Annotated in this window: 27 protein-coding genes; 9 read left to right on the forward strand and 18 right to left on the reverse strand. The window is 72.0% G+C overall.

Going from position 1 to position 26,346, the window contains the following annotated elements:
* Window positions 1-203: 203 nt before the first annotated feature.
* On the forward strand, window positions 204-584 hold the full coding sequence (locus ACH4TP_RS05890; RefSeq protein ID WP_398435969.1) for a hypothetical protein: 381 nt from the start codon (window positions 204-206) through the stop codon (window positions 582-584).
* A 49-nt stretch (window positions 585-633) separates the two neighbouring features.
* Here the strand turns inward: ACH4TP_RS05890 and ACH4TP_RS05895 are convergent, their stop codons facing one another.
* The 3 genes from ACH4TP_RS05895 to ACH4TP_RS05905 form a co-directional block, all read right to left on the reverse strand.
* Window positions 634-1,176 (reverse strand): SMI1/KNR4 family protein, encoded by a 543-nt coding sequence (locus ACH4TP_RS05895; RefSeq protein ID WP_398435971.1) that lies wholly within the window; start codon window positions 1,174-1,176, stop codon window positions 634-636.
* Window positions 1,177-1,292: 116 nt separating this feature from the next.
* Window positions 1,293-2,390: a hypothetical protein gene (locus tag ACH4TP_RS05900; protein ID WP_398435972.1), complete on the reverse strand. Its 1,098-nt coding sequence runs from the start codon at window positions 2,388-2,390 to the stop codon at window positions 1,293-1,295.
* A gap of 148 nt (window positions 2,391-2,538) precedes the next feature.
* On the reverse strand, window positions 2,539-3,762 hold the full coding sequence (locus tag ACH4TP_RS05905) for a saccharopine dehydrogenase family protein (protein ID WP_398435974.1): 1,224 nt from the start codon (window positions 3,760-3,762) through the stop codon (window positions 2,539-2,541).
* 118 nt (window positions 3,763-3,880) lie between these two features.
* Here ACH4TP_RS05905 and ACH4TP_RS05910 point away from each other — a divergent pair, with 118 nt between their 5' ends.
* A complete protein-coding gene (locus ACH4TP_RS05910; protein WP_398435976.1) occupies window positions 3,881-4,669 on the forward strand; it encodes a TetR/AcrR family transcriptional regulator in 789 nt (262 codons plus the stop codon).
* On the opposite strand, the gene ACH4TP_RS05915 is transcribed toward ACH4TP_RS05910, so the two are convergent.
* Window positions 4,579-5,127, reverse strand: a complete 549-nt coding sequence (locus ACH4TP_RS05915; RefSeq protein ID WP_398435978.1) for a GNAT family N-acetyltransferase — start codon at window positions 5,125-5,127, stop codon at window positions 4,579-4,581. The genes ACH4TP_RS05910 and ACH4TP_RS05915 overlap by 91 nt on opposite strands.
* Before the next feature lie 72 nt (window positions 5,128-5,199).
* Between ACH4TP_RS05915 and ACH4TP_RS05920 the strand changes: the two genes are divergently transcribed.
* On the forward strand, window positions 5,200-5,598 hold the full coding sequence (locus ACH4TP_RS05920) for a molybdopterin-binding protein (protein ID WP_389236300.1): 399 nt from the start codon (window positions 5,200-5,202) through the stop codon (window positions 5,596-5,598).
* A 20-nt stretch (window positions 5,599-5,618) separates the two neighbouring features.
* On the opposite strand, the gene ACH4TP_RS05925 is transcribed toward ACH4TP_RS05920, so the two are convergent.
* Window positions 5,619-7,148 (reverse strand): PucR family transcriptional regulator, encoded by a 1,530-nt coding sequence (locus tag ACH4TP_RS05925; protein ID WP_398435980.1) that lies wholly within the window; start codon window positions 7,146-7,148, stop codon window positions 5,619-5,621.
* 267 nt (window positions 7,149-7,415) lie between these two features.
* On the opposite strand from ACH4TP_RS05925, the gene ACH4TP_RS05930 reads away from it, so the two are divergent.
* The gene (locus tag ACH4TP_RS05930; protein ID WP_398180190.1) at window positions 7,416-7,634 is read left to right on the forward strand and encodes a TOBE domain-containing protein; all 219 of its coding nucleotides are present in this window, start codon (window positions 7,416-7,418) and stop codon (window positions 7,632-7,634) included.
* 93 nt (window positions 7,635-7,727) lie between these two features.
* Window positions 7,728-8,546 carry a molybdate ABC transporter substrate-binding protein gene (gene modA, locus ACH4TP_RS05935; protein ID WP_398435982.1) on the forward strand — a complete coding sequence of 273 codons (819 nt, stop codon included), beginning with the start codon at window positions 7,728-7,730 and terminating at the stop codon, window positions 8,544-8,546.
* 153 nt (window positions 8,547-8,699) lie between these two features.
* Here the strand turns inward: modA and ACH4TP_RS05940 are convergent, their stop codons facing one another.
* From ACH4TP_RS05940 to ACH4TP_RS06000, 13 genes are all read right to left on the reverse strand, one after another.
* A complete protein-coding gene (locus ACH4TP_RS05940; protein WP_398435983.1) occupies window positions 8,700-9,503 on the reverse strand; it encodes a hypothetical protein in 804 nt (267 codons plus the stop codon).
* A 50-nt stretch (window positions 9,504-9,553) separates the two neighbouring features.
* Window positions 9,554-10,096 carry a hypothetical protein gene (locus tag ACH4TP_RS05945; RefSeq protein WP_398435985.1) on the reverse strand — a complete coding sequence of 181 codons (543 nt, stop codon included), beginning with the start codon at window positions 10,094-10,096 and terminating at the stop codon, window positions 9,554-9,556.
* Between the two features lie 26 nt (window positions 10,097-10,122).
* Entirely contained in the window at window positions 10,123-10,740 is a 618-nt protein-coding gene (locus ACH4TP_RS05950) for a hypothetical protein (RefSeq protein WP_398436843.1), read from the reverse strand.
* Between the two features lie 86 nt (window positions 10,741-10,826).
* Window positions 10,827-11,360: a hypothetical protein gene (locus ACH4TP_RS05955; RefSeq protein ID WP_398435986.1), complete on the reverse strand. Its 534-nt coding sequence runs from the start codon at window positions 11,358-11,360 to the stop codon at window positions 10,827-10,829.
* Window positions 11,357-12,631, reverse strand: coding sequence for an MCE family protein (locus tag ACH4TP_RS05960; RefSeq protein WP_389236286.1), 1,275 nt, complete (start codon window positions 12,629-12,631; stop codon window positions 11,357-11,359). The genes ACH4TP_RS05955 and ACH4TP_RS05960 overlap by 4 nt, the downstream gene beginning before the upstream one ends.
* The gene (locus ACH4TP_RS05965; RefSeq protein WP_398435988.1) at window positions 12,628-13,863 is read right to left on the reverse strand and encodes an MCE family protein; all 1,236 of its coding nucleotides are present in this window, start codon (window positions 13,861-13,863) and stop codon (window positions 12,628-12,630) included. The genes ACH4TP_RS05960 and ACH4TP_RS05965 overlap by 4 nt, the downstream gene beginning before the upstream one ends.
* Window positions 13,860-14,900, reverse strand: a complete 1,041-nt coding sequence (locus ACH4TP_RS05970; RefSeq protein ID WP_398435989.1) for an MCE family protein — start codon at window positions 14,898-14,900, stop codon at window positions 13,860-13,862. The genes ACH4TP_RS05965 and ACH4TP_RS05970 overlap by 4 nt, the downstream gene beginning before the upstream one ends.
* Window positions 14,897-15,946: an MCE family protein gene (locus tag ACH4TP_RS05975; protein ID WP_398180168.1), complete on the reverse strand. Its 1,050-nt coding sequence runs from the start codon at window positions 15,944-15,946 to the stop codon at window positions 14,897-14,899. The genes ACH4TP_RS05970 and ACH4TP_RS05975 overlap by 4 nt, the downstream gene beginning before the upstream one ends.
* Window positions 15,943-16,998, reverse strand: a complete 1,056-nt coding sequence (locus ACH4TP_RS05980; protein ID WP_389236278.1) for an MCE family protein — start codon at window positions 16,996-16,998, stop codon at window positions 15,943-15,945. Before ACH4TP_RS05980 ends, ACH4TP_RS05975 begins: the two co-directional genes overlap by 4 nt.
* A complete protein-coding gene (locus ACH4TP_RS05985) occupies window positions 16,995-18,248 on the reverse strand; it encodes an MCE family protein (protein WP_389236276.1) in 1,254 nt (417 codons plus the stop codon). Before ACH4TP_RS05985 ends, ACH4TP_RS05980 begins: the two co-directional genes overlap by 4 nt.
* Before the next feature lies 1 nt (window position 18,249).
* Window positions 18,250-19,056, reverse strand: a complete 807-nt coding sequence (locus ACH4TP_RS05990) for an ABC transporter permease (RefSeq protein WP_073812955.1) — start codon at window positions 19,054-19,056, stop codon at window positions 18,250-18,252.
* Between the two features lie 5 nt (window positions 19,057-19,061).
* A complete protein-coding gene (locus tag ACH4TP_RS05995) occupies window positions 19,062-19,826 on the reverse strand; it encodes an MlaE family ABC transporter permease (RefSeq protein WP_388854348.1) in 765 nt (254 codons plus the stop codon).
* Window positions 19,823-20,833: an ABC transporter ATP-binding protein gene (locus ACH4TP_RS06000; protein WP_398180163.1), complete on the reverse strand. Its 1,011-nt coding sequence runs from the start codon at window positions 20,831-20,833 to the stop codon at window positions 19,823-19,825. Before ACH4TP_RS06000 ends, ACH4TP_RS05995 begins: the two co-directional genes overlap by 4 nt.
* A gap of 618 nt (window positions 20,834-21,451) precedes the next feature.
* On the opposite strand from ACH4TP_RS06000, the gene ACH4TP_RS06005 reads away from it, so the two are divergent.
* The 4 genes from ACH4TP_RS06005 (at window position 21,452) to ACH4TP_RS06020 (ending at window position 26,334) form a co-directional block, all read left to right on the forward strand.
* The gene (locus ACH4TP_RS06005) at window positions 21,452-22,081 is read left to right on the forward strand and encodes a hypothetical protein (protein ID WP_398180160.1); all 630 of its coding nucleotides are present in this window, start codon (window positions 21,452-21,454) and stop codon (window positions 22,079-22,081) included.
* Window positions 22,082-22,256: 175 nt separating this feature from the next.
* Window positions 22,257-23,906 carry a DUF6801 domain-containing protein gene (locus ACH4TP_RS06010; RefSeq protein WP_398435991.1) on the forward strand — a complete coding sequence of 550 codons (1,650 nt, stop codon included), beginning with the start codon at window positions 22,257-22,259 and terminating at the stop codon, window positions 23,904-23,906.
* Window positions 23,907-23,964: 58 nt separating this feature from the next.
* Entirely contained in the window at window positions 23,965-24,906 is a 942-nt protein-coding gene (locus tag ACH4TP_RS06015; protein WP_398180154.1) for a hypothetical protein, read from the forward strand.
* 216 nt (window positions 24,907-25,122) lie between these two features.
* Entirely contained in the window at window positions 25,123-26,334 is a 1,212-nt protein-coding gene (locus ACH4TP_RS06020; RefSeq protein ID WP_398435992.1) for a helix-turn-helix domain-containing protein, read from the forward strand.
* Window positions 26,335-26,346 lie beyond the last annotated feature (12 nt).

Consider the following 26,346-nt stretch of genomic DNA (forward strand, 5'->3'; position numbering starts at 1 on the left):
TGAGGACGGCCGGCCGCTCGCGCCCACCCTGCTCGACCAGGTGCACGCCTTTGCTCTGCCTCGCGCCACCCACCACTGGCCCTGGCACTCGGAGCCCGTACCCTCCGGGATGCCCGTTCGGCAGTGCCGGGGTTGGCTGTTCGCCCCCGACGGCCGCGTCCTGGTGCTCCTCGACCCCGCGAACGGCTCCGCCCGCCTGCCCGGTGGTACGCCCGAGGCCGAGGACCGGGGGGGATCCAGCAGCCACCCTGATCCGCGAGGCCGCCGAGGAAGCCGCCGTCCGGATCAGCGCTCCGGTCCTCCTCGGCCACCTGCCGGACGAGCGTCACGGCAGCGGGCCGTGTGCCCACGTCCGCATGGCCGCCGCCCTCACGCACGTGGGCCCCTCCCGGCCCGACCCGGCCACCGGCCGGACCCGCGTCCGGGCGCTGGCCACCCCCGAGCAGGTCCTCGAACTGTTCGACTGGGGTCCCTGCGCCGCCGAGCAGCTCGCCTCGGTCCACCGGGCACGGGCCCGGCTCGGCCTGCCCCGTGCCGCTCGCCGGCCCCTCGCCCTCGTCACCGGCGACGAGGACCTCATCTGAGTTCCGGGACGGGCGGCCGGCCGGCACAAGTCACGGCGCACCGTTCGCCTCAGTCGACGCGGTCGCTCAGGCCCAGCACCTTCGGGGCGTCGCCGGGGAAGTCCCCGGGCATACCCGGCACGTCGAGGGTGCGTCCGTACACGCCGGCCAGGAACTCGACGGCGCCGACGGGGAACTCGATCCAGTCGGCGTTGTCCGTGCGGACGACCACGGGCCATGCATCCGGGTCCGCAGGGCCGGTCCTCCAGTAGAAGGTGTCCCCCGAGGAGGACGACGCCCAGGAGATCAGGCCCCCCGGCTGCGGGTAGGGGACGTAGTCCTCGGTGTCGCCCATCTCGTGCAGGTCCTGGAGGATCTCGTCGTCCCTGGACGCGGAGGCCCAGGGCGCCTCGGCGCCGGGCGCCGGAAGGGACACCATGAGGAAATCGTCGATGACGAGTGCCGGGTACGCCTCCGCCAGAGAGCGGAAGTCCGAAGGCAGTGCCGTCCCGAGACCCGCTTCGAGGGCGGCCCAGTCCACGCTCCGTCCGCCCGGGACACGCCAGCATGCCATCGAAGGCAGCACGGCCTCCAGTTCTTCGACCCTCACCATGTCGTCCGCCAATCCGGGGAGTTCTCGATCACGACGGCCTCGAACCATAGTCCGGCCCCGACGCGGGCAGACACCCTTTCAGGTCCTGTCCGGCGAACGGGCCCCGCGGGCCCGGGTCAGGGGAGCCGTTCGCCCGCCCGGACGGCGCTCCAGGCCAGGTCGGTCATCGCGCGGACCTCGGCGGGCCCGGCCTCGGGGCGGCGCTCGGGCGGGAGGCCGGCGGGGCCCGCGGTGGCGACGGCGGAGTGCCGCATCCGGTCGAGGGCGGCGGCGGGGACGTCGGCCGGGGGCGGGCCGAGGCGGCGGGCCGCGTGGGCGGCCTGTCGGCCGAGCAGGAGGCAGTGGGTCCACAGCTCTTCGGCGAAGGAGTCGCCGAAGGTGCGGGCCACCTCCGCCGCGAGCCGCTCCGGCAGGTGCGCGTCCCGGGCGGCGCGGACCGTCTCCGCCGAGAGGCCCGTCGCGGGCAGCGCCTCGCGCCAGCGGTGGTGGCCGCGTCCGCCGTCGGGGCCGTGCTCCTGGCCGACGAGCCGGATGTAGCCCTCGCCGTACCGCATGTACGGGATCCAGCCCGGCTCCTCCAGGACGCGGCCCTTGGCGAGCAGGGGGGCCGCGTCGGCGGCCGGGGTGGGGCAGACGGCGAGGCGGATGCCCTGGGCCGCGTGGCCGTTGATGCTGCTGGTGCCGATGTGCTCGACGATGTTCGGTACGGCGAGCAGGCCCATCCGTCCGCGTCCGCGGAAGAAGACCGAGAACAGTTCGTCGTCGTGGCGTTCGTCGCTGCCACGGGCGAACGTGCGGAAGGCGGTGGCCGTGGCGGTGGGCAGGCAGACGGCCAGGGACGGGGTGAACTCGTCGGGGACCGCCCGTACCCAGGAGGCACCGGCGAGGGCGGCGAGCCGGGCGGCGGCGCCGTTCCGGGCGTGCCAGTTGGTGTAGTAGACCAGCGCCTCGTCCGGGAACCGGGCGGCTGCCTCGGCGACGATCTCCAGGAGCTCGTCGGGCGCGTCGACGTCGTCCTGGACGACCAGGTGGTGGTCGGCCTCCGGGTCCGCGGCCGCCCAGGCGACCACGGCGGTGCGCAGGGCGGAGGGCGGGCCGTCCGGGTCCGGGTCGACGGCCAGGCGGTCGAGCCTCAATCGGGCCGCGAGGTCCTTGGCCTGACCGAGGCGTACGGGATGGGTCATGACGGCCGAACTCACGTGTGGCTTGCTCACACTGTGCTCCTCAGCTGGGGCGGTCGCCGGCCATCGTCCCAGAGCCCGTCCGGACGGGCCGTGCCGCGGCGGAAGTTTGGCCGGATCGGCGACGGCCGTGACGAGCCCTTCGACCGGTGCGCCCGGTACCGCCGCGGGGGCGGTTCGGTCAGCGCTCCTCGCGGAGGCCCCACGGAGATCCGTACGCGCCGAGGAGGTCGAGGAACGGGCGCGGGGGAAGCGCCTCGGGGCCGAGGACCCCGCTTGCCTTCCAGGTGCCGGTGGCGAGCAGCTCCAGGGCGATCACCGGGTTGAGGGCGGTCTGCCAGACCACGGCCTGGGAACCGTACTCGCGCATCGACCACTCGTTGTCGACGACGTGGTAGAGGTACACCTCGCGCGGCGCGCCGTTCCTGGTGCCCTTGACCCAGGTGCCCGCGCAGGTCTTGCCCTTCATGCGGTCGCCCAGCGTGGCGGGGTCGGGCAGGCAGGCGGCGACCACGTCGCGCGGGGAGACCCGGACGGGCCCGTCCGGGCCGGGGACGGTGACCTTCGCCGTGGAGTCGAGGCCCAGGTCGCGGAGGGTCTTCAGCTTGGCGATGAAGTCGTCGCCGAGGCCGTACTTGAAGGTCACCCGGCGCGCGTCGACCCAGCGGGGCATGAGGAGGACCTCCTCGTGCTCGACGTTCACGCACTCCACGGGGCCGATGCCCTCGGGGAAGTCGAAGACCTCCGGTTCGCTGAAGGGCGCCGTGGTGAACCAGCCGCGGTCCTTCTCGTAGACGACGGGCGGGTTGAGGCACTCCTCGATGGTGGTCCAGATGCTGAAGGAGGGCGCGAAGTCGTACCCCTCGACGGTGAGGTTCGCGCCGTCACGGACGCCGATCTCCTCGATCTCGTCGAAGAGTTCGTCGGCGGCGTACCGGGCGAACACGTCCGACAGGCCCGGCTCGACGCCCATGCCGACCAGGGCGAGGCGGTCGGCCTTCTCCCAGGCCCCGGCCAGGGCGAACTGCTCGTCGCCGAGCTTGACCCCGCACTGCTCGTAGGGGGCGGTCGGGTGGGGTGCGGACAGCGACATCGCCATGTCGACGTAGTGCGCGCCCGCGGCCAGCGCCGCGTGGAACAGGGGCATCACGAACCTGGGGTCGGTCGCGTTCAGCAGCACGTCGCAGTTCTCCTCGGCGAGGAGGCGGCGGACCGCGGCCTCGTCGGAGGCGTCGATGCGGTGTGCGCTGAACCGGCCCTCCCGGTCGTCGAGCGCGGCGACGGCGGCCTCGGCGCGGGCCGGGTCGTAGTCGGCGACGACCATGTGGGCCAGGAAGCCACGGCGGGCCGCGATGCGGGTGACGGCGGTTCCGACGCCGCCCGCACCCACGAGAAGTACACGCATGTCACACACCCGTTTCGTCGAGTCGGTCCCGGGGGGATCCCGGGAACGCCCCGATGGAACACGAGCGGGACGGTTAGGGTCTACGGCGTTGGCATAAGGAGCGACGAGGGGGTGCGGGGTGCCGAAGAAGGTGGTTCCCGAGGCGGAACGGCGCAGGCGGCGGCCGACCCGGCAGGGCACCGTGCTGTCGGAGGAGCTGATCGTGCGGACGGCGCTGCGGATGCTGCGCGAGCACGGGAGCGCCGGGCTGACCGCGCGCCGGCTCGGCGCCGCGCTCGGTGCCGACCCGAGCACCGTGTACCGGTACTTCGCCGGTCTGGACGGCCTGACCCGGGCCATCGGCGAGGAGCTGATGGGGCGGGCCCTGGACAGCTGGACGGCCACCGGGGAATGGCGCGCCGATCTGCGCGCGCTGGGCCTGGCCGTCCACGCCTCCTACCTCGCCCACCCCCAGGCCGCCCTGCTGACCGCCAGCCGTGTCACCGGTCGGCCCCGGGAGATCGAGGTGGACGAGACGATCCTCGGCATCCTGCGCGGCGCGGGCTTCGGCGACGCGGCCGCCGTCGCCGTGTACCACGCCTTCATCGACCTGGCCCTGGCCTTCGCCGCCCTGGACGCGGGCGCGCTGGCCGTCAAGGACGAGGTCAGGGAGGCGGACGAGGAGATGTGGACCTCCACCTACGCCCGGCTGCCCGCCGGGACCCATCCCCACATCGCCGCGACCGCGCCCCTGCTGGCGGACCGCATGAACCACAGCGCGTATCCCGTGCTCCTGGACACGCTCCTGGGCCGGGCGGAGGCCCAGCTGCGCGCGGCTCAGACCTCGGGAAGGGACGGATCCGGGGTCCAGGGGGCCGGTGCGGTGACGGACCAGCGTTCGTGGTCGCGCCAGTCCCCGTCGATGTAGAGGTAGGCGGGCGAGATCCCCTCGTAGCGGAAGCCCAGTCGCCGGACCAGGGCGAGGGACGGTTCGTTCCCGGGCTGGATGCTGGCCTCCAGCCGGTGGAGGCGCAGGTCGGTGAAGGCGTACTGGAGGGTGGCGGCGATCCCTTCGGTCATGTAGCCGCGGCCCGCGGAGGGGGCGAAGGCCGCGTAGCCGAGGGAGGCGCCCTGGTAGCGGCCCCGGATGATCGAGTTGATGTTGACCGTTCCGGCGGCCTCGCCGGTCTCCCTGACACGGATCAGGAAGCCCAGGTTGGTTCCGTCGTCGAAGCGGCGCATCCAGGTACGGAACTCCTCCGCTGTGGTGGGCAGTTGCATCCACGGCCCGTGCAGTGCGGCGCTGGCCCGCACGAGGCCGCAGAACTCGTCCTGGTCGGAGAGGGTGAGCGGGTGCAGTTCGACCCGCGACGGCGTCTTGATCATGGGCCAACGTTAGGGCCTGCGGGTTTTCCGGCGCATCGCCTCCCGGCGACCGCGGTGGCCTAGAGTGCGGGTGTGCCGTCGTACAGCATTGGGCAGGCCGCGCAGCTGCTCGGAGTGAGTTCGGAGACCGTTCGCCGGTGGGCGGACGGCGGCAGGCTGGGCATGGAGCGGGACGGCGCCGGCAAACGCGTGATCGACGGGGTGGCGCTGGCCCGCTTCGCGGCGGAGCGCGGTGCGGGGCTGCATGCCGTGCCGGACGACGACGTGCCGACGTCCGTGCGGAACTCGTTCGTCGGGATCGTGACCGCGGTACGGGCCGACGACGTGGCCGCGCAGGTCGAGGTCCAGTCCGGGCCGCACCGCCTGGTGTCCCTTGTGACGCGCGAGGCAGTCGAGGAGCTGGCGCTGGAGGTCGGCGTCACGGTCACCGCGCGGGTGAAGTCGACCAGCGTGCACATCGACCTCTCCTGAACCGACGGCCCGTACGGCGCTCAGCGGCAGAGCAGGGCCGCCCTCAGGTCGAGCTTGTGGTCGAGGCGGGACAGGTCCCGGCCGGTGAGGGCCTCGACGCGGTCGATGCGGTAGTGGACGGTGTTCACGTGGAGGTGCAGCGCCTCCGCGGTCCTGGCCCAGGAGCAGTTGTGCGCCAGGAAGACCTCCAGGGTGTCCAGGAGGGTGGTGCGCGAGCCCTTCCCGGCGCGCAGCAGGGGTCCGAGGACGGTGTCCCGGTACACCTCCCGTACGTCGGCGGGGATGCCGGCGAGGAGCGTCCCGAGGTCGGCGAGGTCCGCGAGCCGTGCCACCCCGGCCGACGCCGGTGCCGTCGACCGGGCGCCCGCGAGGGCGTAGCGGGCCTGGGCGAGGGCGTCCCGGAGGTCGGCCGGCCTGTGCACGGGGTCGCTGACACCGGCATGCAGCGTGGCGCCGGGGCGGCAGGCGTGGAGCAGCGGCCACACCTCCCGGAGCCGTACCGCCACCTCGCCGTCCGGGGCCTGTTCGTGGGCCAGCACGGCGACGGCCTCCCCCTCCGCGCCTCCGGCGGCGGCGAAGGCGAGCGGCCGCTGGTGCCGGAGCGCCTCCGCGAGGGCCGCGGCCGCGTCCCGCCGGTCCTCGGTGCGGCCCGAGGCGGCGACCACCACGGTGTACGCGGCGGCGTCGGCGAGCCCGCAGGCGCGCAGGGCCTCCTCCAGGCCGTTCGCCTCCCCGTACGCCGCGCCGACCCGGGTCACCAGCTCCTCGTGGGCCCGTCCGCGGGGCGCCGTCCGCCGGTCCTGCCGCCGACGGTGGCGGCCGACCAGTTCGCCGATCTCGTGGAGGATCCGGGGAGGGACGTGGCCGCCCTCCGGGAGGTGCAGGTACCAGGCGTCGAAGACGCTGTCGTCGGCCTCGATCCGTACGGTCGTGCCGTGCCGGCCGCGCACCGCCTCCACCGCGCGCGGTGCGGGGAGTTCCGGGGCGGTCGCGGTGCGGGCGACGGTGCGGCCGCTGCCGGTGAGCAGGTGGCAGGCGGGCGTGCCGAGGTGGGCGAAGGAGAGGTCGAGCAGTTCGCCCGCCGACGCGCCCCGCTCCAGGGCCCGGTCGAGGTCGACGCGGACGTTCTCCGGGAGGGCGTAGTGGTCCGTGGGGCGGCGGCTCGGCTCGCCCCGCTGCCGGAGGTGGACGGCCTCGGTGATCGCCCGGAAGCTGGTGTGGGCCGGCACGGCGAGCAGGGCGATGCGGTGGTCGCGGCAGGCGTCCACCAGTTCCGCCGGCACCTCGCCGTGCGTCTCCTCGCCGGCGAGCAGGGCCACCGCGCCCGCCTCGCGCAGGGCGGACACGAAACGGCCGGTCTTGGCCGCGTCGCCCTCGCGGTCGCACCACACGAGGCCGCTGAGCACGATCTCGCCCGGCTGCAGGAACCGGGCCGGATCCTCGAGATCGGTCGCCGTCACGCCGCCGATCTCCTGGGCCAGCAGCGCCTCGTCCCCCCAGAGGAGCGAGAGGTCGAGACGGTCGAGGCGCAGTAGCTGAGCGACCTGCACGGGGAACTCCTTGTGTGCTCGCGAACGAAATCCATGCCTCACATTCACCAGGTGAGTACGAGTCGGACCATCGTAGATGCGAAGAGATTACGGCGAAACACCTCCCGGACACCCCCCTGGCCAGGCTCCTCGGACCGGAGGTTCCCCGCAGGCCGCACGTCAGCGTCCCGCCCTCCTCATGCCTTTCTCCAAGCCCGCTCTCATTCGCGATGGAGAGTCCTACGGGTTTGTTGCAGATAAGAGCCTGATCGCCATACGGTGTCGCACATGCAGTCCTACAGCACCGGGCGGGTCTCGCGGTTGCCGGGCGTGAGCCCCGGCACCGCGCGACGCCGGGCGGGCGCGGGCCGGGTCACCCTCCAGGCCGGACCGCACCGCCTGGTGCCCCTCCTCATCCGTGAGGCCGTGGAGGAGCTGGGACCGGAAGTCGGCATGCAGGCCACCGCCCGCGTGAAGTCGACCAGCGTGCACATCGACCGCACCTGACCGCCCCTCACGCGGTACCGCAGCACCATCGGCCGTCGGCGCGGCCGGCCTCCCCCGCACTTTCCCGTTCGTCCCCAAGGAGTTCAGACCCTCATGTCCCTCGCACTCACCCCTGCCAGACGTCGTACCGCTGCCGCCGCCCTCACCGCAGCCCTCCTCGTCCCGCTCGCCGCCTGCTCGTCGAACGACGACACCAAGAAGGACACCGCCGGCTCCACCGCCTCCGGTTCCGCGAGCGCCGCGCCGAAGGCGGACCTCACGGTGCTCGCCGCGGCCTCCCTGACGGACGTGTTCAAGACCGCCGGCGCCGCGTACGAGAAGTCCCACCCGGGTACGAAGCTCACCTTCTCCTTCGCCGGCTCGCAGGAGCTCGTCGCCCAGGTCTCGCAGGGCTCGCCCGCCGACGTCCTGGTCACCGCCGACACCAAGAGCATGGACAAGGTCAAGGCCGACACGAGCGCCCCGACGGTCATCGCCAGGAACCGGCTCGTCATCGCCACCGGCAAGGGCAACCCCTTCAAGGTCGACGAGCTCAAGGACCTCGCGGACACCAAGCTCAAGGTCGTCCTCGCCGCGCCCGAGGTGCCGGCCGGCAAGTACAGCAAGAAGGTCCTCGACGCCCAGAAGATCACCGTGAAGCCGGTCTCCCAGGAGCCGAACGTCCGCGCGGTGCTCAGCAAGGTCGAGCTCGGCGAGGCCGACGCCGGACTCGTCTACAAGACCGACGCCGAGAGCGCCAAGGACAAGGTCGACGCCGTCGAGATCCCCGACGCGCAGAACGCCATCGCCCAGTACCCGGCCGCCACGCTGAAGGAGTCGAAGAACTCCGAGGCCGCCGCCGCGTTCGTCGCCTGGCTGTCCTCGCCCGAGGGCCAGAAGATCCTCCAGGACGCGGGCTTCCAGAAGCCGTAACGGATCCGGGGTCGTTCGGATCAAGAGGGGCTGTCCGGTCCGGGGGGACGGACAGTCCCTCTTCGCCGTTAAGGGTTGCGGATGTGCCCTTTGACAGAGCATCGACCTCTTGGACGATCCACCGTCCAAGCGCCCCCACACCCGCCACCGCCGTCAGCGGCCGAAGGTGTCGATGCCCTCCACGAGCCAGCGGCCGTCGCGGTGCACGAGGTCCAAGGCGAACATGGCGCCCGCGTAGACGCCCTGGTCCTGGGTCTTCGGCTTCTGCTTCCCCCCGCCGGCCTTGCCGGTTCCCGCCGTGCTCACGCTGCTCTGGTCGGCGAAGACCAGGACCCTGGCGCGGTCGCCGTCGATCCGCTCCACCGCGCTGTCGGTGACCGTCGTGGTGATCACCGTCTTCTGCCGGGCCGCCTGGGCCAGCACCCCGGCGAACAGGGTCCGGTGCTGGGCGACGGCCTTGCCGGTGAGGAGGGTCTTCCCCGCGCGCTCGAAGGGGCCCGTGTCGGCGTGGTCGTACGAGAAGAGCGCGGCGACGGCCGCGGCGGTCTGCCCCTTGATCTCACTGGTACGGGCGAGGTCGGTGAGGGCCGTGTTGGCGCGCGCGGGATCGTCCCGCAGCTCTCCCGCCCTGCTGTGCGCCCATCCGGCGAAGCCGCCGAGGAGAAGGGTCAGGAGACAGAGGGTCACCAGGGGGGCGAGGTGGCGCCGTCCCGTCGCCTCCTCCGCCGTCCCGGCGGAGACCTTCGTCCCCGCGCCGCCCGGACGGCCGGCGGTGCCCTTATCGTCCGGTGCTTCCGTCGTCTCTCGTACGGGCTTCGCCGCCGGTCGCCGCCCGGGCCCGGAGGCGGGCCCGGACAGGACGGCGACCGGCGCGTGCCCCCGGGACGCGGGGGTCGGCTGGTCGGCGAGGGCCTGGCGGCGGCGCTGGCGGTTGAGGTGGTGACGGGGCGTCGGCATCGTGCGTGTCCTTTCGGGTGCTGGCGGCTCTCGCGTACGGGACGGTCCGGTCAGCCGGCCGCCGTGCCGCCCACGGGGGCCTGCCCCAGCCCGCTGAGCTTCCACCGGCCGTCGGCGCGGGTGAGTTCGCCCAGCATGCGACTGTCCTTCTCCGTGCTCTTGCTGTCGGGCGTCGTGACGGTGATGCGCAGCGCGACGAGCAGCCGGGCCCGGCCCGCCCGGTCGTCGAGTTCGGTGACGGCGCCGGACAGCACCCGGGCCGTGGTCACCGTCCTCGCCGCCTTCACCTGACTGGTGAACTCCTTGCGCCCGTCGACCAGTTGCTTGTGCAGCTCGCCGGTCGTCGAGGTCTCCCAGAGGTCCAGCCCCTGGTCGACGCGCCGGTGGTCGAGCGTGTTGAGGTTCTGCACCGCCTGCTCCCCCGCCGCGAGCGCCTCGTCGCGCTGGACGCCGTACGCCGCGGAGTCGTCGTGGGACGACGCGTACCAGCTCCGCCCCTCCCAGGCCGCGAAGCCGCCCGCGACCAGGGTGAGCACGAGGGCCGCGGCCAGGACCGGCCGGTTGCCCGCCGAGGCGCGGACCTGGCGTGTCATGGGGTTCTCCCGTCTCCCGCTCATCGTCAGCGGGCCTTGATGTCGACGATCAGCCACCGGTCTCCCTGGTACTTCGCGGTGACGGTGAGCTGGGCCGCGGCGGAGGTGGCGGCGCCCTTGTCGCGCCGCGAGGTCTGGTCGAGGAACACGAGGAGGCGTGCGCTGTCCCCGTCGAGTTCGATCACCCCGGTGCGGACGGTCTGGGTGGAGAGGGTGATGCGCTGCTCGGCCAGCTTCGCGCGGACCTGGGCGAGCAGGTCCGCGTACTGGCGGGCGGCGCGCCCCGCGAGGACGGTGCGGGCGGACCGTTCGGCGGCGTCGGTGGTGGCGGGCGTGTAGGAGAACACCCGGGCGAGGCCTTCGGCCACGTCGCCGCTGACGCGGGTGGTGGCCCCGGTGTCGGTGAGCGCGTGGTTCCGCGCCGAGGGGGCCGAACGGAGCTGGTGGGCGGCGTGGAAGAACCCGCTGCCGCCGAGGAGGAGGGCCGTGAGGGCGGTGGCGAGGGCGGCCCTGCGCCAGGCGGTGGCGGAACGGCGGCCGGGGCTGTCCGTGGTTCCCGTCCCGTCCTCGCCGTCCCCGTCGTCCGCGGCCGACACGGCGGCGACGGACGTGCTCCCCTTCTCTCCTTCGTCCGTGGCCGGCACCGCGTCGACGGACGTGTTCTCCTCGACCGCCGCCTCCGTGGCCTCCGTGGCCTCTCCCCCGTCGGTCGTCGTGCGCAGCAGCCGCGTCACTCGTCCCCGCCCTTCTCGTTCTTCCCGCCGTCGTCCGCTCCGGCGACCGGGACCGCGCTCAGTGCCGCGACACGCCAGGTGTTCTCGCCGGTGCGGGTCAGGACGGCCTCCAGGCGTTTGCGGTCGGTGGTCGCGGTGGTGGCTCCGCGCGGGGTGACGTCGACGCGTACGGTCGCGATGAGTTTCGCCGTACCGGCCCGCGCGTCCAGCGCCGTGAGCGCGGCCTCGGTGACGGTGGCGCGGGCCGAGGCGCCCACCGTGGGCTCGGTGCGGCCGAGTTCGGTGCGCAGCGGTCCGGTGGCGGCGTCGCGCCAGGCCCGGATGCCCGCCGCGGCGCGTTCGCGGGTGGAGGCGTCGAGCGTGTTCAGGACGGTGAGGCGGTCGCGGCCCTCGGCGAGCGCGGTGTCGCGTTCCCGGCCGAAGGCGAGCTCCTCGTCGGTGCGGGCCTGGGCGTAGGTCCAGGCGCCGGTCCCGCAGAAGCCGAGGGCGGCGACGAGGGCGGTGACGGCCAGGGTCTTCGCGCGCTTCATCGGGTGCTCCCGGTGTTCAGGCCGAGGAGTCCGGCCAGGTCCGTCGGGCCGCCGGCCTGGCCGGGCAGGGCGAGTGCGCCGGGCAGGGTCGGCTGCGAGCCGGCCGTGGTGCGCGCGCTGCCGGAGGGCAGGGAGCCGGGCCGGGCCGGAGCGGGCACGCCGCCGCTCCTGGGGGCGTGGGCGGAGCCGCGTACGTCGACGCCGGTGGAGGCGGGGGACGTGCAGGAGGCGCCGGTGTTGAGGGCGGGCGCGGTCCCCAGGTCGAGGCCGTTGCGGTAGCGCGTACCGCCGTATCCGGAGGTGCAGGGCAGGGGTTTGAAGAAGGTGACGGCCATGCCGATGTTCAGGTGTCCTCCGTCGACGGTGGTGGCTCCCGCCGAGACGGCCGCCGGGAACTTCACGAGGAGCTCCTCCGTGCCGCGCTGCCGGGTGACGGCGACCTCCGAGGTGGTGAGGAGGTTGGCGAGGACGACGCCGAGGCTCGGGTCGAGGTCGCGCAGGAGGCCGCTGACCTGGCCGGTCGCTTCGGGCGTGACGGCGAGGAGGCGGCGCAGGTCGGCGTCGGAGCCCTTGAGGGTGGCGGCGAGGTCGCGGGCGCCGGTGGCGAAGTCCCGGATGGCGCGGCTCTCGTCGGCCTGGGTGCGCAGGACGACCTCGCCGTCGTTGATGAGCCGGGTGGTGGCCGGCAGGGCCCGGTCGGCGGCCTGGACGAACCGGCTGCCGTTGTCGAGGAGGACCTGGAGGTCGTCGCCGTGTCCCTCGAAGGTCTTGCCGAGTTCGTCGACGACCGTGCGCAGGGATTCCAGGGGGACGGAGGCGGTGAGGTCGTTCATGCTGGCGAGCATGTCGGTGACGGGTGCCGGGACCTCGGTGTCGGTCTGTTCGATGCGGGCGCCGTCGGCGAGGAAGGGGCCGCCGTCGCTCTCGGGGCGGAGGTCGATGTACTGCTCGCCGACGGCGGAGAGTCCGGCGACCACGGCGCGCGCGTCGGCGGGGATCCGGGGCGCCGACTTCTTGATGCGCAGTTCGGCGACGACTCCGTCGGCGGTGAGGTCGATGGCGCCGACGCGTCCCACGGAGACGCCCCGGTAGGTGACGTCGGAGTGGGTGAACAGGCCCCCGGTGCGGGCGAGGTGGACGCGGACGGTGTAGTCGTCGGCGATGCCGGCGTAGCGGCCGAGGTCGGCGTAGCGGACGCCGACGAAGCCGAGGACGAGTACGGCGATGACGAGGAACGCGAGGTTCTTCAGCCGTACGGTGCGGGTGATCACCGGTTCTCGCCTCCGTCCTTGGGTGTGGTTCCCGTCGTGACCGGGGGCAGGGGCAGCGGCGAGGAGGTGTTCCTTCCGGCTCGCCCGCCCGTGCCCGGGTCCGGGTCCGGGGTCGGGTCCGTGCCCGGGTCCGGGGTCGGCTCCGATGGAGCGGGAGCGGTCGGGCCGGGATCGGGATCGGGGATCAGGGGCGGGATCACCTCGGTGCCGGGGGCGGCGGCGAGGTGCAGGTAGGTGTTGAGGTAGTCGCCCTTGACGCCGTTCATCACCTCGTCGGTGAAGGGGTACGTGAGGAGCACCTGCAGGGAGTCGGGCAGGTCGGCCCCGGCGTCCGCGAGTGCCGTGAGGGTCGGCGCGAGGGCCTTGAGGTCGGCGATCATGTCCTTCTTGCTCGCGTCGACGGTGGAGACGGCGACGCCGGAGAGGGTGTCGAGGGCGCGCAGCATGGTCAGCAGGGAGCCCCGCTGGTTCTCCAGTGTCTTCAGGCCGGGCGAGAGGCCGGTGAGGACGGTGTCGACGTCCTTCTTGCGGCCGGCGAGGGTGGCGGAGAGCCGGTTGACGCCGTCGAGGGCCCGGGTGATGTCGCCTCGGTGCGCGTCGAGGTTCGTCACCAGGGTGTTCACGCGGTTCAGCATCGAGCGGACCTCGGGTTCGCGTCCGCCGAGGGCGGCGTTGAGTTCCCGGGTGATGGTCTTGAGCTGGTTGACGCCGCCGCCGTTGAGGAGCAGGGACAGCGCGCCGAACACCTCCTCGACCTCCGTGTTGCGGTTGGTGCGGGCGATCGGGATGACGCTTCCGTCGGTGAGGCGGGTGCCGTCGTCCTTCGGCGGGGCGACGAGCTGGATGTACTTCTCGCCCAGGAGGCTGGACTGCTCCAGGCGGGCGCCGGCGCCGGCGGGGAGCCGGACGTCGCCGTTGATCTCCAGGGTGACGCGGGCGGACCAGTTGTCGGTCCCCAGCTCGATGGCGGTGACGCGGCCGACGGCGACGTCGTTGACCTTGACCGCGGACTGCGGCACGAGGCTCAGGACGTCGTCGAGTTCGGCGGTGACCGTGTAGGGGTGGGAGCCGAGGTCGGCGCCGCCGGGCAGCGGGAGGTCCTCGATGCCGTCGAACCGGACGGGGTTCGCGGGGATCGCGCCGAGGACGACGGCGAACCCGAGGCCGAGCGCGACCGCTCCGGCGGCCGCGGCGCCGACGGCCTTGCGGGAGGGCAGGCTGTCCCGGTTCATCGCTTCCCCTCCCCGATGCCCGTCTCCCCGGTGCCCGTGGAGGAGGCCCCGGCGACCGGCAGGGGCAGCAGCGGGCCGCCCATGCTGATCTCGTTGAGGTTGGCGCGGCCGTCGAGGGTGCGGGTGTCCTTGTCGTACGCGTTGACGAGGTTGCCGGCGGCGAGCGGGGCGACGTCGAGCGCCTCGGCGAGGGAGGCCCGCTGGTCGACGAGGGTCTGGGTGAGGGGGACGAGCCGGTCGATGTTCTTCTTCAGCTCGCCGCGGTTGTCCTTGATGAACGTCTTGACCTGGGCGAGGGCCTTGCCGAGTTCCTTGAGGGCGCCGGCGAGGTCCTCCTTGTTCTCGGCGAAGTAGCCGACGACCTCGTCGAGGCGTTCCTGCGCGGTGCGGACGTCGCCGTCCTTCTTCTTGAGCATGGTGGTGAAGGTCTGGAGCTGGCCGAGGGTGGTGAACAGGTCGTCGCTGCTGCCGTCGAGGGTCTTGGCGGCCTTGCCGAACTGCTCGATGGAGGTGCCGATGGCCGCGCCGTTGCCCTTGAGGTTCTTCGCCCCGGTGTCGAGGAGTTCGGAGAGGGCTCCGGCGGAGTTGGCGCCGTCGGGGCCGAGCGCCTTGCTCAGTTCGGTGATCGAGTCGTAGAGCTGGTCGATCTCGACGGGGGTGCGGTTGCGGGAGGCGGGCAGCTGGGCGCCGTCGGCGAGGGTGGGTCCGGTGCTGTACGCGGGGCTGAGCTGGACGTACCGGTCGGCCACGATGCTCGGGGCGACGACGAGGGCCCGCGCGTCGGCGGGGACGCGTACGCCTTCGTCGAGGCGGAGGGCGACGCGTACGCGGGTGCCCTGCGGCTCCACCGACTCCACCTCTCCCACCCGGACGCCGAGGACGCGCAGGTCGGATCCGGCGTAGATGCCGACGGCCCGGTCGAAGTAGGCGGTGACGCGGATGCCGTCGTCGTCGAGGACTCGTACGGCGACGAGGCCGGCGGCGGCGAGCACCGCGAGGGCGAGCCCGGCGACGAGGGGCTTTCTTGGCTTGGTCATCGTTCACCGCTCCCCTGGGGCGTCGCCGTCCGTTTCGGCGGCATGCATCCGGTCTTGGGCTGCGAGGCCTCGGGCAGGTAGGTGCGGGGCACCACGCCGCACAGGTAGCTGTCGAACCAGCGGCCGCTGCCGAGGGTGTTGCCGACGAGCCGGTAGTACGGGCCGATGAGCGCGAGTGTCTTGTCGAGCTGGCCGCTGTTCTTCTCCAGGACGCCGGTGACGCGGCTGAGGGCCTTCAGGGTGGGGCCGAGCTGCCGGTTGTTGTCGCCGACGAGTCCGCTGAGCTCGGTGCCCAGCTCCCTGCTCCCCTTGAGCAGGGCGCGGATGGCCTCGCGGCGCTTCCTGAGCTCCCCGAGCAGCGAGCCGCCGTCCTCGATGAGGATCTCGAAGCTGGACTTCTTGTCCTGGAGGGTCTTGGTGAACTTCCTGCTGTTCTCCAGGAGGCGGGCGAGCTGGGTGTCGCGCTTGGAGACGGACTCCGACAGTTCGGACAGGCCGGTGGCGGCGTTGCGTACGTGCGGCGGCGAGTTCCTGAAGGTGTCGGAGATCGTCCGGAAGCTCTCCGCGAGCTTCTCGCTGTCGATGGCGTCGACGGTGCCGCTGAGGTCCTGGAAGGCCTGTGTCACGTCGTACGGGGAGGTGGTGCGGGACTGCGGGATGCGGGTGCCGGGGTCCTGCGGGGCGGAGCCCAGCGGGTCGACGGCCAGGTACTTCTCGCCGAGGAGGGTCTTGATGGCGATGGCGGCGGTCGACCGGTCGCCGATCCAGGCGTCGCCGACCTCGAAGGTCACCTTGACCTTGGGTCCGTCGAGGGCGACCTCGGTGACCTTGCCGACCTTGACGCCGGCGATGCGGACCTCGTCGCCGGCGTCGAGTCCGGCGGCCTCGGTGAAGTCGGCGCTGTAGGCGGTGTCGCCGCCGACGAGGGGGAGCCGTTCCACGTTGTACGCCAGGACGGCCATGAGGGCGAGGAACACGAGTCCGACGACGGCGACGCCGACGGGGCTGCGCTCCTTGACCGGCTTGAACAGGGGGCGCGGGCTCATCGGCGGCACCTCGGCTCGGTCACGGCGATGCCGGTCGGCGGCTTGGAGCCGTCGGAGGTTCCCACGCCGCTCACGCGCGCCTCGCAGAGGTAGAGGTTGAACCAGGAACCGTACGAGGACAGGCGGGCGAGGGCCGTCATCTTGCCGGGGGTGTTGGCGAGGAAGTTCTCGATGTCGGGGGTGTGGTCGCCGAGGGTGCCCGAGAGCCGGCCGAGTTCGCGGATGTCCTTCTTGAGGGGGGCGCGCCCCTCCTGGAGGAGGCCGGCGGTCGTCGTGGTGAGGTCGCCGATGGCCTTGACCGCCTCGCCGAGGGGTTTGCGGTCGGTGTTGAAGCCGGTGACGAGCTTCTGGAGGGTGACGACGAGGTCCCCGAAGGCGGCTTCGCGGGTGTTGAGGGTGGTCAGGACGGTGTTGAGGTGGGTGACGACCTCGCCGATGACCTTGTCCTTGGCGGCCACGGTCTTCGTGAGGGAGCCGATGTGCCGCAGGAGGCTGTCGACGGTGCCGCTCTCGCCCTGGAGGACCTGGACGAGCGAGCCGGCGAGGTCGTTGACGTCGGCGGGCGAGAGGCCCTCGAACAGCGGCTTGAAGCCGTTGAAGAGCAGGGTCAGGTCGAGTGCGGGGGTGGTGCGGTCGAGCGGGATGGTGTCCCCGGCGTGCAGGGTGCCGGTCAGGTCGCCGGTGCCGCGGCCGAGGGAGACGTACCGCTGGCCGACCATGTTGAGGTACTTCACGGCGGCGGTCGCGGACCGGGGCAGGGTGCGGTCCTCTCGGACCGTGAAGGTGACCTGGGCGGTGCGCCGTTCGACGACGCGCACGTCGGTCACCTCGCCGACCTTCACTCCGGCGACGCGCACGGAGTCGCCCTCGACGAGCCCGGTGACGTCGGTGAACAGCGCCTTGTAGGAGCGGGTGCCGGAGCCGACGCCGGTGTTGGCGATGCTGAAGCCGAGGACGGTGGTGGCCAGGGCGGTGACCAGGACGAACGCGAGGGACTTCAGCACGGTCCCGGTCAGGCCGCGCCGTCGGGTGTGGGCGGGTCTCGTCGTCATCGGAGGGTCACCTCCGCGCCGCGGAACGCGGGGCCGGCCAGCAGGCTGCTCCAGTCCGGCAGGTCGCCGGGCCGCTTGTTCGCCGCGGGCGCGAGCAGTTCGTTGACGAGGTCGTTCTCCTGCGGGGAGTTGGCGGGCCCGAGCTGCTGGTCGGCCGCGGCGGACGCCCGCGCGGCGGGTGCGGCGGGGACGCCGAGGTACGGCACGGGGTAGCAGTGCGGGCCGCCGCCGGAGCCGTACGAGGGGGTGTCACGGCCGGGGACGTACGCGCCGCGCGAGGGGACGGTGGTGACCTCGACGTGCAGTCCCGGCTGGTTCGTGCCCTTGCCGAGCGCCTTGTCCATCGCGGGCACGAACTGGGCGAGGGTGCGCAGCGTGCACGGGAAGGACGGGGAGTACTCGGCGAGGAGTTCCAGGGTGGGCCTGCCGGTGGCGCTGAGCCGGATGATGTTGTTCTTGTTCTGCCGCAGGAAGGCGGTCAGGTCCTGCGCGGTCCGGGTGGTGGCGCCGAAGGTGCCGGCCAACTCGCCCTCCTTCTCGGCGAGGGTGCCGCTGGTGGTGGTGAAGTCGGTGAGCGCCGTGACGATGTCGGGGGCGGCGTCCGCGTAGAGGTTGCTGACCTTCACGAGTTCTTTCAGGTCGCGGGTGAGGGCGGGCAGGTGGGGGTTGAACTCGCGCAGGTGGGCGTCGAGTTCGCTGAGGGTCTCGCCGAGCTTGTCGCCGCGGCCCTCCAGGGCGCGGGAGACGGCGGACAGGGTGGCCGACAGTTTCTCCGGCTGGACGGCGGTGAGCAGGGGCAGGACGTTGTCGAGGACCTGCTGGAGTTCGACGGCGTTGCCGGAGCGGTCCTCGGGGATGACGTCTCCGGGGCCGAGCGTCTTCGCGGAGGGGTTCGCGGGCGGTACGAGGGCCACGAACCGTTCGCCGAAGAGGGTGGTGGGCAGCATCTGCGCGCGGACGTCGGAGGGGACGTGGCGCAGGGCTCCGGGCCGCATGGCGAGGGTGAGCCGGGCGCCGCCGTCGGTGGCGTCGATGGCGCGGACCTCGCCGACGACGACGCCGCGGAGCTTCACCTCGGCGCCGAGGTGCATCTCGTTGCCGACGCTGCCGGTCTCGACGACGACCGGGTCGGAGTCGGTGAACCGTTTGTCGTAGACGGCGACCGCGAGGGAGGCGAGCAGGACGGGTACCAGGAGGAAGACGACGCCGGCGAACCGGCGGCGGACGGTCTCGGCCGTTGAGTCGCTCATCTCACCCCGCCACCTTCACGGTCGTGGTCGCGCCCCAGAGGGCCAGCGACAGGAAGAAGTCGGTGACGCTGATCAGCACGATGGCGTTGCGTACGGAGCGACCGACGGCGATGCCGACGCCGGCGGGGCCGCCGGAGGCGCGGAAGCCGTAGTAGCAGTGGGCGATGATCACCATCACGCTGAAGATCAGCACTTTCAGCACCGAGAGAAGGACGTCCGTCGGTGACAGGAAGAGGTTGAAGTAGTGGTCGTAGGTGCCCTGCGACTGGCCGTTGAAGAGGACCGTGACGTAGCGGGAGGCCAGGTAGGAGGAGAGCAGGCCGACCGCGTAGAGCGGGACGATCGCGACGACGCCGGCGATGATGCGGGTGGTGACCAGGTACGGCATGGAGCGGATGCCCATGCCTTCGAGGGCGTCGACCTCTTCGTTGATGCGCATGGCGCCGAGCTGGGCGGTGAATCCGGCGCCGACGGTCGCGGAGAGGGCGAGTCCGGCGACGAGCGGGGCGATCTCGCGGGTGTTGAAGTACGCGGAGACGAATCCGGTGAAGGCGGCGGTGCCGATCTGTTCGAGGGCCGCGTAGCCCTGGAGGCCGACGACGGTGCCGGTGAACAGCGTCATCGCGATCATGACGCCGATGGTGCCGCCGATGACGCCGAGGCCGCCGGAGCCGAAGGCGACCTCGGCGAGCAGCCGTTGCACCTCCCTGAGGTAGCGGCGCAGGGTCCTGGGTATCCAGAGCAGCGCCCGTACGTAGAAGAGGAGCTGGTCTCCGGAGCGGTCGAGCCAGACGAAGGGGGAGGCCATCGGTCTCAGCCTCCCTTCGGCGGGACGATCTGGAGGTAGATGCCCGTCAGCACCATGTTCACGAAGAACAGCAGCATGAAGGTGATGACGACGGACTGGTTGACCGCGTCGCCGACGCCCTTGGGGCCGCCGCGGGGGTTGAGTCCCCGGTAGGCGGCGACGATGCCCGCGATGAACCCGAAGATCAGCGCCTTGATCTCGCTGATGTAGAGGTCGGGCAGCTGGGCGAGGGCGGAGAAGCTGGAGAGGTAAGCGCCGGGGGTGCCGCCCTGGAGGACGATGTTGAAGAAGTAGCCGCCCAGGGTGCCGACGACGGAGACCATGCCGTTGAGGAGGACGGCGACCGCCATGGTGGCGAGGACGCGCGGGACGACCAGTCGCTGGACGGGCGAGACGCCCATGACCTCCATCGCGTCGAGCTCCTCCCGGATCTTGCGGGAGCCGAGGTCGGCGCAGATGGCGGAGCCGCCGGCGCCGGCGATCAGGAGGGCCACGATGAGCGGGCTGGCCTGCTGGATGACGGCGAGGACGCTGGCGCCGCCGGTGAACGACTGGGCCCCCAGCTGCTGGGTGAGGGAGCCGACCTGGAGAGCGATGACGGCGCCGAACGGGATGGAGACGAGTGCGGCGGGCAGGATGGTGACGCTCGCGACGAACCAGAACTGCTCGATGAACTCGCGGAACTGGAAGGGCCGCCGGAAGACGGCCCGGCTCACCTCGGCGGCGAGGGCGAAGAGGCGGCCGGTCTGCCGCAGCGCGCCGGTGATCACGAGCCGCTCCCGGGGGCCGGCATGGTCAGGGTGGGCGCCGCGGCACTGCGCGCGTAGGTGTCGCGGATGGCGGCGCGGGCGGCGGGCGGCAGCTGGTCGAGCATGCCGAGGACGCGCTCCCGGCGCCGGGTGACCGCGGCGCGGGGCGGCAGGCCGGGGGAGGGTTCCAGCTGCGGGACGATGACCCGGGGCGCCGTCGCGTGGCCGGCGGGGTCGACCGCCTCGGCGGCGAGGAGGGCGGCGTCCTTCTCCTCGGACATGCCGATGGGGCCTTCGCGGCGGCCGGCGAGGAACTGGGTGACGACCGGTTCGTCGCTGGTGAGGAGGACCTCTCGGGGCCCGAAGGTGACGAGTCTGCGGCGGAAGAACATCCCCATGTTGTCGGGGACGGTGGCGGCGATGTCGAGGTTGTGGGTGACGATCAGCATCGTCGCGTCGATCCGCGCGTTGAGGTCGATGAGCAGCTGCGAGAGGTAGGCGGTGCGGACGGGGTCGAGCCCGGAGTCCGGTTCGTCGCACAGGACGATCTGCGGGTCGAGCACGAGCGCGCGGGCCAGGCCGGCGCGTTTGCGCATGCCGCCGCTGATCTCGCCCGGCAGCTTGTCCTCCGCGCCGAGGAGGCCGACGAGTTCGATCCGTTCCATGACGATGCGCCGGATCTCCGACTCCCGCTTGCGGGTGTGCTCGCGCAGCGGGAAGGCGATGTTGTCGAAGAGGCTCATGGAGCCGAACAGGGCGCCGTCCTGGAACATGAGGCCGAAGAGTTTCCGGGTCTCGTAGATGTCGCGTTCGGGGCTGCTGACCATGTCGACCCCGTTGATGAGGACACGGCCCTGTTGCGGTTTGAGCAGCCCGATGAGCGATTTCAGGAAGACCGTCTTGCCGGTTCCGGAAGGGCCGAGCATGACGCTCACCTCTCCGGCCGGGAGAGTCAGTGACACGTCCTGCCAGATGTTCTGTTTGCCGAAGGACATGGTGAGCCCCTCGACGACTACTTCGATTCCCATCCCACCTCCAGCAGACGTGCGTGACGCGTGCGCCGCGGGCGCACGGTAGGCCGTTCTGGATCACCCGGACAATAGCTGTGGCGCAAATTCATTGATCCGCTCCCGCGTTTGTCACCACGGAGACAAAGTCGGGAGATGTTCTTGTCACCGCCACGACAGAGTGCTGCGCCGACCTGCGACTGAGCGCCGACTCCGGGAACGCTACGGCCGGGTAACCTCGTGGGGCAATACCGGATCCGGAGTTTTCGCGGAACAGGGCCGGGCAGGAGGCCACTTATCAGCCGCCAGACAATTCGACGTGAGGGATTGTCACCGGCCGCAGGAAAACTCGATATTGACCGGAAGAGCTCCTCCCCGACCTCGCATGATCGATCATAATTGTCGACATTGCGCACTTCGGAACCAAGCGGATTCCCGCCATCGCTCACCCTCTTGACAGGCAATCGGGCATCTTCAAAGAATCTTGGTTCGCGCCATTGTTCGGCTAAGTTTCCCGCAAGTAACGTCTGGTTTCGCAGCGGTAGGACGGCCTGGCCGCCGGCCACGTCCGCACCCGCCGCGGCACACCCCCACCGAAGCACCCTCTGCCGGACGATCCCCAAGGAGAACCCCAGAGCCATGAAGAAGTCCCTGAGAAACCTCGCCGTCGTCGCCGGTGGCGCCTCCGCCGCCTTCGCCCTCGCCGTGAGCCCCGCCTCCGCGGTGCCCTCGACGGTCTGGACCGTCAGCCCGTCCCCGGCCAGCATCACCGCGGTCAACAGCGGGAACGTCGTCCTCAGCGTCAACGGCATCGCCATGACGTGTACGAAGTCGAACGGCGCGGGCGTCGGACAGAGCGCCACCGGCAACCCGGCGACCATCGGCAACATCAACTCGATGGCCTTCGGCGCCACCGGGGCCCCCTGCACCAGCGTGCTGGGCAACGTGAACGCGACGGCGGTCACCCCCTGGACGATCGTGGCGCAGGACTACACCGCCGCGACCGGCGTCACCAAGGGCTACGTCGGCAACGTCAAGGCCAACGTGAGCGTCGGCGCCTGCAACTTCACCGTGACGGGACAGGCGTCCGGCACGTACACCAACTCGACGGGCGCGCTCGCCGTCAACAGCGTCGCGGGCGAGCTCACCGTCGTCTCCTCGTCCGGCTGCGGTGCGGCCGTCCCGGTCGGCGCCAAGCCGACCTTCAAGGGCACCTACCTGTTCAAGGTGGGCACCACCATCCCGACGATCGTCGGTTCGAACCCGTAAGGGATCGGCAACCCGCGTCCGTCCGGCCGGCGCCCCCGGCCGGGCGGGCGCGGGCCTGTCCGCGTTCCCGAGCCCCCTCAGGGACCCCCGCGTCATGACGACCGTCGGCACCCACCCGTAACTCCCCGCACCTGCAAGGCCCCCGCGTTCGCGCACGACCCGAGCGGAGCACCAGATGAGCGGCCCCCGGCCCACCCCTCGATCCTCCCGCGCCCGTGTGCGCGGCGCGACGATCGCCGCGTTCGTGGCGCTCGCCCCCCTGCTGCCGGCGGCGGCCGTCGCCGTCGGGACGCTGAAGGTCGACGCCGCGCTGCCCTATGTCTGCACCCTGCCCTCGGGACAGCAGCCCGCGACGGTACGGATCACGGCGGCCTTCCCCGAAAGGGCGGCCGTGGGCGAGGAGATCCTGCCCACCGACGTCACCACGACGGTGGAGCTCCCGGCGGCGGCCGTGGCCGACCTCAGGGCGCTCAAGGCCGCCACCGTACGGGCGGAGACGCGGCTCACGGTCGGCATGGCCCAGGACGAGCAGCGCGCGGAAGCCACCTGGAGCGGTACGGCGCAGCCCCTCGCCGTGCCCACCGAAGGGCCCCTCGTGCTCACCACGACCGGTGACGTGCCCTCCCTGACGACGGACACCGCCGGCGAACTGACCCTCACAGCCGGGGGTTTCGCCGTCGACCTCGCCCCGAGCACGGCCGACGGCGCCGCCACCGACCCCGCCTCCCTCTCCGTCACCTGCGTCCCCGGTCCGGACGCGGAGGGCCGTACGACGCTCGCCGAGGTTCCGGTCGGCACCGGTACCGGGGAGCCGAGCACCCCTCCCCCGACGCCGACCGCCCCGGTCCCTTCCTCACCTTCCCCCTCCGGTCGCCCCCTGCCGTCGCTTCCGCCGGACCGGACGGCCCCGAACCGGCCGGGAATCCCTCACGGTGCGGGCGAGGCCTCGAAGGGCCCGCACGTCGGGCCACGGGCGGATGCGGGACCGACGGGAGCCGACGAGGACGCCCCCGGCACCCCGGCGCCCCGGCCGGCCGCGCCACCCTGCATCACCGAGAAGCCGACCACCAAGTCGTTGTCGGCGTACATCACCGGCTACTCCAACGTACGGAAACTGAACGGCGCCTCGCTCCTCCCGCTGTCCTGCATGCTGCTCGAGCAGGGCGACATGGAGCCACCCACCGACCCTGTCCCTCCGGGGGAGCTCCGCCTCACCGCCTTCTCACCGGGCAACCTCTCCTACCGAGGGCGCAAGCAGACGCCACCGTTCACCTCCACTTTCCTGGCCTTCGGCTTCCAGCCGGTCACGGCGACCATGGTCCTGGAGCAGACGGGACCCATCGCGGTCGACACGTTGCTCCGCATCCCCCTCTCCACCTTTGACAACTACCTGGAGAACACGGTTCGAGCCCCGCTCGTCCTGCACGTCCTCGATGCCAAGGTCAACGGCGTCAAGCTGGACGTGGGCACCTCCTGCCGTACGGAGAAATCCCTCTCCTCACCCGATCCCGAGCCCGCCAAGCACCCCGGCGACCACCTGGTGCTGCTGGGCCTGGGAATGATGCCCGTCGGCGGGTCGCCCAAGGGCTACATACTCACCAGTGGCGGCCCCCTCACGGGTGAGGTCACCATCCCGGCCTTCAAGGGCTGCGGCACCAACGGCGAGAACCTCGACCGGCTCTTCACCGCCTCCATCTCCGGGCCCGGCAACTACATCAAGCAGATGCAGGGCCAGACCTGCAACATCCTCAACCCGTTCCCCCCCGCCGACCCGGAGTGCACCGAGGACCACCAGCCGTACGTGGTCCCCAAGCCCGAGCGCTGACCCGCCCCGCCCCACGCCGCCCCACCCCTCATCCCCGTCTCCCAGGAAGGCCTCCGCCATGCCCCTCGTCTCCGCCCGTACGAAGCTGGCCACCGTCTCCGCCCTCACCGCGCTCGGCGCCTTCGCCTCCATGGGCACGGCGACCGCGGCCACCCCCGTGCTGAACGGCGGCTGGGCGCCGTCCACCCGGTGCCCCGTCGACGCCGGCGCGATGATCTCCTCGGACGGTCTCGACACCTCGCCGCAGTGCGTCGTCTCGTACTCCTTCAGCGGCTCCATCAAGCTGGGCAACACGACCGTGCCGACCGGGAAGACCAACCTCCAGATCGGCGTCGTGCAGAACGCCGACGGCACCAACTCGGTCGTCGCGCCCGCCGGCGGAGCGCTCATCGCCGACCCCGCCACCGTCCCCGGCGGTCTGCTGGGCCTGATGTGTCCGAGCGACATCCCGTTCATCACCGACATCTGCCGGCAGCTGTCGGACGCCAGCCTCAACAAGATCACCGCCACCATGGAGTCGGTCGGCACCCCCTCGGCCTTCGACCAGATCGCGGGCGTCCTCACCGACCAGCCGATCGTGACCATCCCGGTCCGCATCCACCTGCAGAACCCGTTCCTCGGCGACAACTGCTACATCGGGACGAAGTCCAACCCGATCCTGCTGCGCCCGCGGAACCTGAACGCGCCCGAGTTCGGCGTCGAGCGCTTCAACGGCGACGGCTCCGCGAACGAGGAGGGCGACCTGAGCCGCCTCAACCTCCTCGGCTCCACCCAGTACGACGACACCTTCGCCGTCCCGGGCGCCAGCGGCTGCGGCCTGGGGCTGGGTCTGGTCAACGGCGCCGTCAACCTCAAGACGGGGCTGCCCGCCGCCTCCGGGAAGAACAAGCTCGTCCTCAACAACACCCAGACCCACCTGACCGGCCTCTTCGCCCCCGGCGTCCTCGCCCCCGACGCCGGCAAGGTCTTCTCGCAGAGCTGGCACTCCGCCGTCAACTAACGGCCACTCAGGGGCGATTACCGGACGACTCGGCCGCATACCGCCTCCCTGGAGACCTGACTCTTGCTCAAGTTGTGTACAGCACACAACAGTTGCCCTAGCTTTCAGCAGTCCACATCGGTACGTACCTGACGGCCACGGCGGCGCCCGACCCTCCAGGTCGGGCGCCGCCCTGCCGCTCCCCACCGGTCGCGTAGCAGAGCAAGGGATCGGTTCATGCCCTCCATCGCACAGTCACCGGCGCTCGGTGAGCCGCTCGACCCGCTGCCCAGAGAGTTCGCCGCGCTGATGAGACCGGAGATCCCGGGCCTCATCAAGGAGATCGGCGTCGAGATCGAGCGGGCCTACCCGGTCTACGCCCATCTCTTCAACGGACCCCACTCCGACGCCATCCGCCAGGGCGTGGAGCACGCCCTGTCCGCCTTCGTGGACCGGGTCGACCACCCCGGGACGAAGTCCGCCCTCCGCGACGAACTGCTGCGCCAGTTCGGCCGGGTGGAGGCGTACGAGGGCCGGGACCTCGACACGCTGCAGGGCGCCTACCGCCTCGGGGCGCGCGTCGCCTTACGCCGGGCCAAGAGCATCGGCCGCACCTACAACCTCTCCCCCACCCTCATCCTGGCCTTCGCGGACGCCCTCTTCGCGTACGTGGACGAGCTGGAGGCCCTCTCCCGCGAGGGGTACGTCACCGTCCAGGCCCGGGCGGTCTCCGACGTGGCCGCGCTGCGCAGGAAGCTGCTCCACCTGGTCGTCGCCGGACCGCCGCTGCCCCGGGCGACCATCGCCGAGCTCTGCCGGGAGGCGTCCTGGCAGCTCCCCGCCGAGTGCACCGTCGTCGCGCTCCGGCCGCCCGCCACCGGCGTCATCCCCTCCCGGCTCGACCGGGACGTCCTCGCCGATCCCGACCTTCCGAACCCGTATCTGCTCGTCCCCGGCCCGCTGACCGGCGAGCGCCTCGCGATGCTCGACGCCGCCCTGTCCGGCACTCCCGCCGTCCTCGGGCTGACCGTGCCGACCGCGCAGGCCGCCCATTCGCTGCGCTGGTCCCGGCGGGTCCTCCAGCTGATCGACGAGGGCATCGTGGCGGACGCGCCCGTCGTGCGCTGCGAGGACCACCTGACGACCCTGTGGCTGCTGTCCGACCCGGCCCTCATGGACCAGCTCGCCCGGCGCGAACTGGCACCGCTCGACGGCCTGTCCGGCACCCGGCGCGACCGCCTCGTCGAGACCCTGCGCGTCCACGTCTCCACCCGGGCCCCCGCCGAACAGGTCGGCGAGATGCTGGGCGTGCACGCCCAGACGGTCCGCTACCGCCTGCGGAACCTGGACAACCACTTCGGCGACCGGCTCCTCGATCCCGACCACCGGTTCGCCCTGGAGGCGGCCCTGCGCTCGCTCCACCTCCACGGCAGGAAGCGGGCGGACTGAGGCCCGGGCGCC

The organism is Streptomyces sp. NPDC021012 (assembly GCF_044333355.1).
Classification (GTDB): Bacteria; Actinomycetota; Actinomycetes; order Streptomycetales; family Streptomycetaceae; genus Streptomyces.

What these genes read in the sequence shown, in the direction of transcription:
- ACH4TP_RS05965 (WP_398435988.1), bottom strand. Translation starts at nt 13,863, where the DNA reads ATGAACCGGGACAGCCTGCCCTCCCGCAAGGCCGTCGGCGCCGCGGCC.
- ACH4TP_RS06015 (WP_398180154.1), top strand. Translation starts at nt 23,965, where the DNA reads ATGCCCCTCGTCTCCGCCCGTACGAAGCTGGCCACCGTCTCCGCCCTC.
- ACH4TP_RS06020 (WP_398435992.1), top strand. Translation starts at nt 25,123, where the DNA reads ATGCCCTCCATCGCACAGTCACCGGCGCTCGGTGAGCCGCTCGACCCG.
- ACH4TP_RS06005 (WP_398180160.1), top strand. Translation starts at nt 21,452, where the DNA reads ATGAAGAAGTCCCTGAGAAACCTCGCCGTCGTCGCCGGTGGCGCCTCC.
- ACH4TP_RS05915 (WP_398435978.1), bottom strand. Translation starts at nt 5,127, where the DNA reads ATGATCAAGACGCCGTCGCGGGTCGAACTGCACCCGCTCACCCTCTCC.
- ACH4TP_RS05940 (WP_398435983.1), bottom strand. Translation starts at nt 9,503, where the DNA reads ATGCCGACGCCCCGTCACCACCTCAACCGCCAGCGCCGCCGCCAGGCC.
- ACH4TP_RS05905 (WP_398435974.1), bottom strand. Translation starts at nt 3,762, where the DNA reads ATGCGTGTACTTCTCGTGGGTGCGGGCGGCGTCGGAACCGCCGTCACC.
- ACH4TP_RS06010 (WP_398435991.1), top strand. Translation starts at nt 22,257, where the DNA reads ATGAGCGGCCCCCGGCCCACCCCTCGATCCTCCCGCGCCCGTGTGCGC.
- ACH4TP_RS05970 (WP_398435989.1), bottom strand. Translation starts at nt 14,900, where the DNA reads ATGACCAAGCCAAGAAAGCCCCTCGTCGCCGGGCTCGCCCTCGCGGTG.
- ACH4TP_RS05980 (WP_389236278.1), bottom strand. Translation starts at nt 16,998, where the DNA reads ATGACGACGAGACCCGCCCACACCCGACGGCGCGGCCTGACCGGGACC.
- ACH4TP_RS05945 (WP_398435985.1), bottom strand. Translation starts at nt 10,096, where the DNA reads ATGACACGCCAGGTCCGCGCCTCGGCGGGCAACCGGCCGGTCCTGGCC.
- modA (WP_398435982.1), top strand. Translation starts at nt 7,728, where the DNA reads ATGTCCCTCGCACTCACCCCTGCCAGACGTCGTACCGCTGCCGCCGCC.
- ACH4TP_RS05895 (WP_398435971.1), bottom strand. Translation starts at nt 1,176, where the DNA reads ATGGTGAGGGTCGAAGAACTGGAGGCCGTGCTGCCTTCGATGGCATGC.
- ACH4TP_RS05955 (WP_398435986.1), bottom strand. Translation starts at nt 11,360, where the DNA reads ATGAAGCGCGCGAAGACCCTGGCCGTCACCGCCCTCGTCGCCGCCCTC.
- ACH4TP_RS05985 (WP_389236276.1), bottom strand. Translation starts at nt 18,248, where the DNA reads ATGAGCGACTCAACGGCCGAGACCGTCCGCCGCCGGTTCGCCGGCGTC.
- ACH4TP_RS05930 (WP_398180190.1), top strand. Translation starts at nt 7,416, where the DNA reads ATGCAGTCCTACAGCACCGGGCGGGTCTCGCGGTTGCCGGGCGTGAGC.
- ACH4TP_RS05990 (WP_073812955.1), bottom strand. Translation starts at nt 19,056, where the DNA reads ATGGCCTCCCCCTTCGTCTGGCTCGACCGCTCCGGAGACCAGCTCCTC.
- ACH4TP_RS06000 (WP_398180163.1), bottom strand. Translation starts at nt 20,833, where the DNA reads ATGGGAATCGAAGTAGTCGTCGAGGGGCTCACCATGTCCTTCGGCAAA.
- ACH4TP_RS05975 (WP_398180168.1), bottom strand. Translation starts at nt 15,946, where the DNA reads ATGAGCCCGCGCCCCCTGTTCAAGCCGGTCAAGGAGCGCAGCCCCGTC.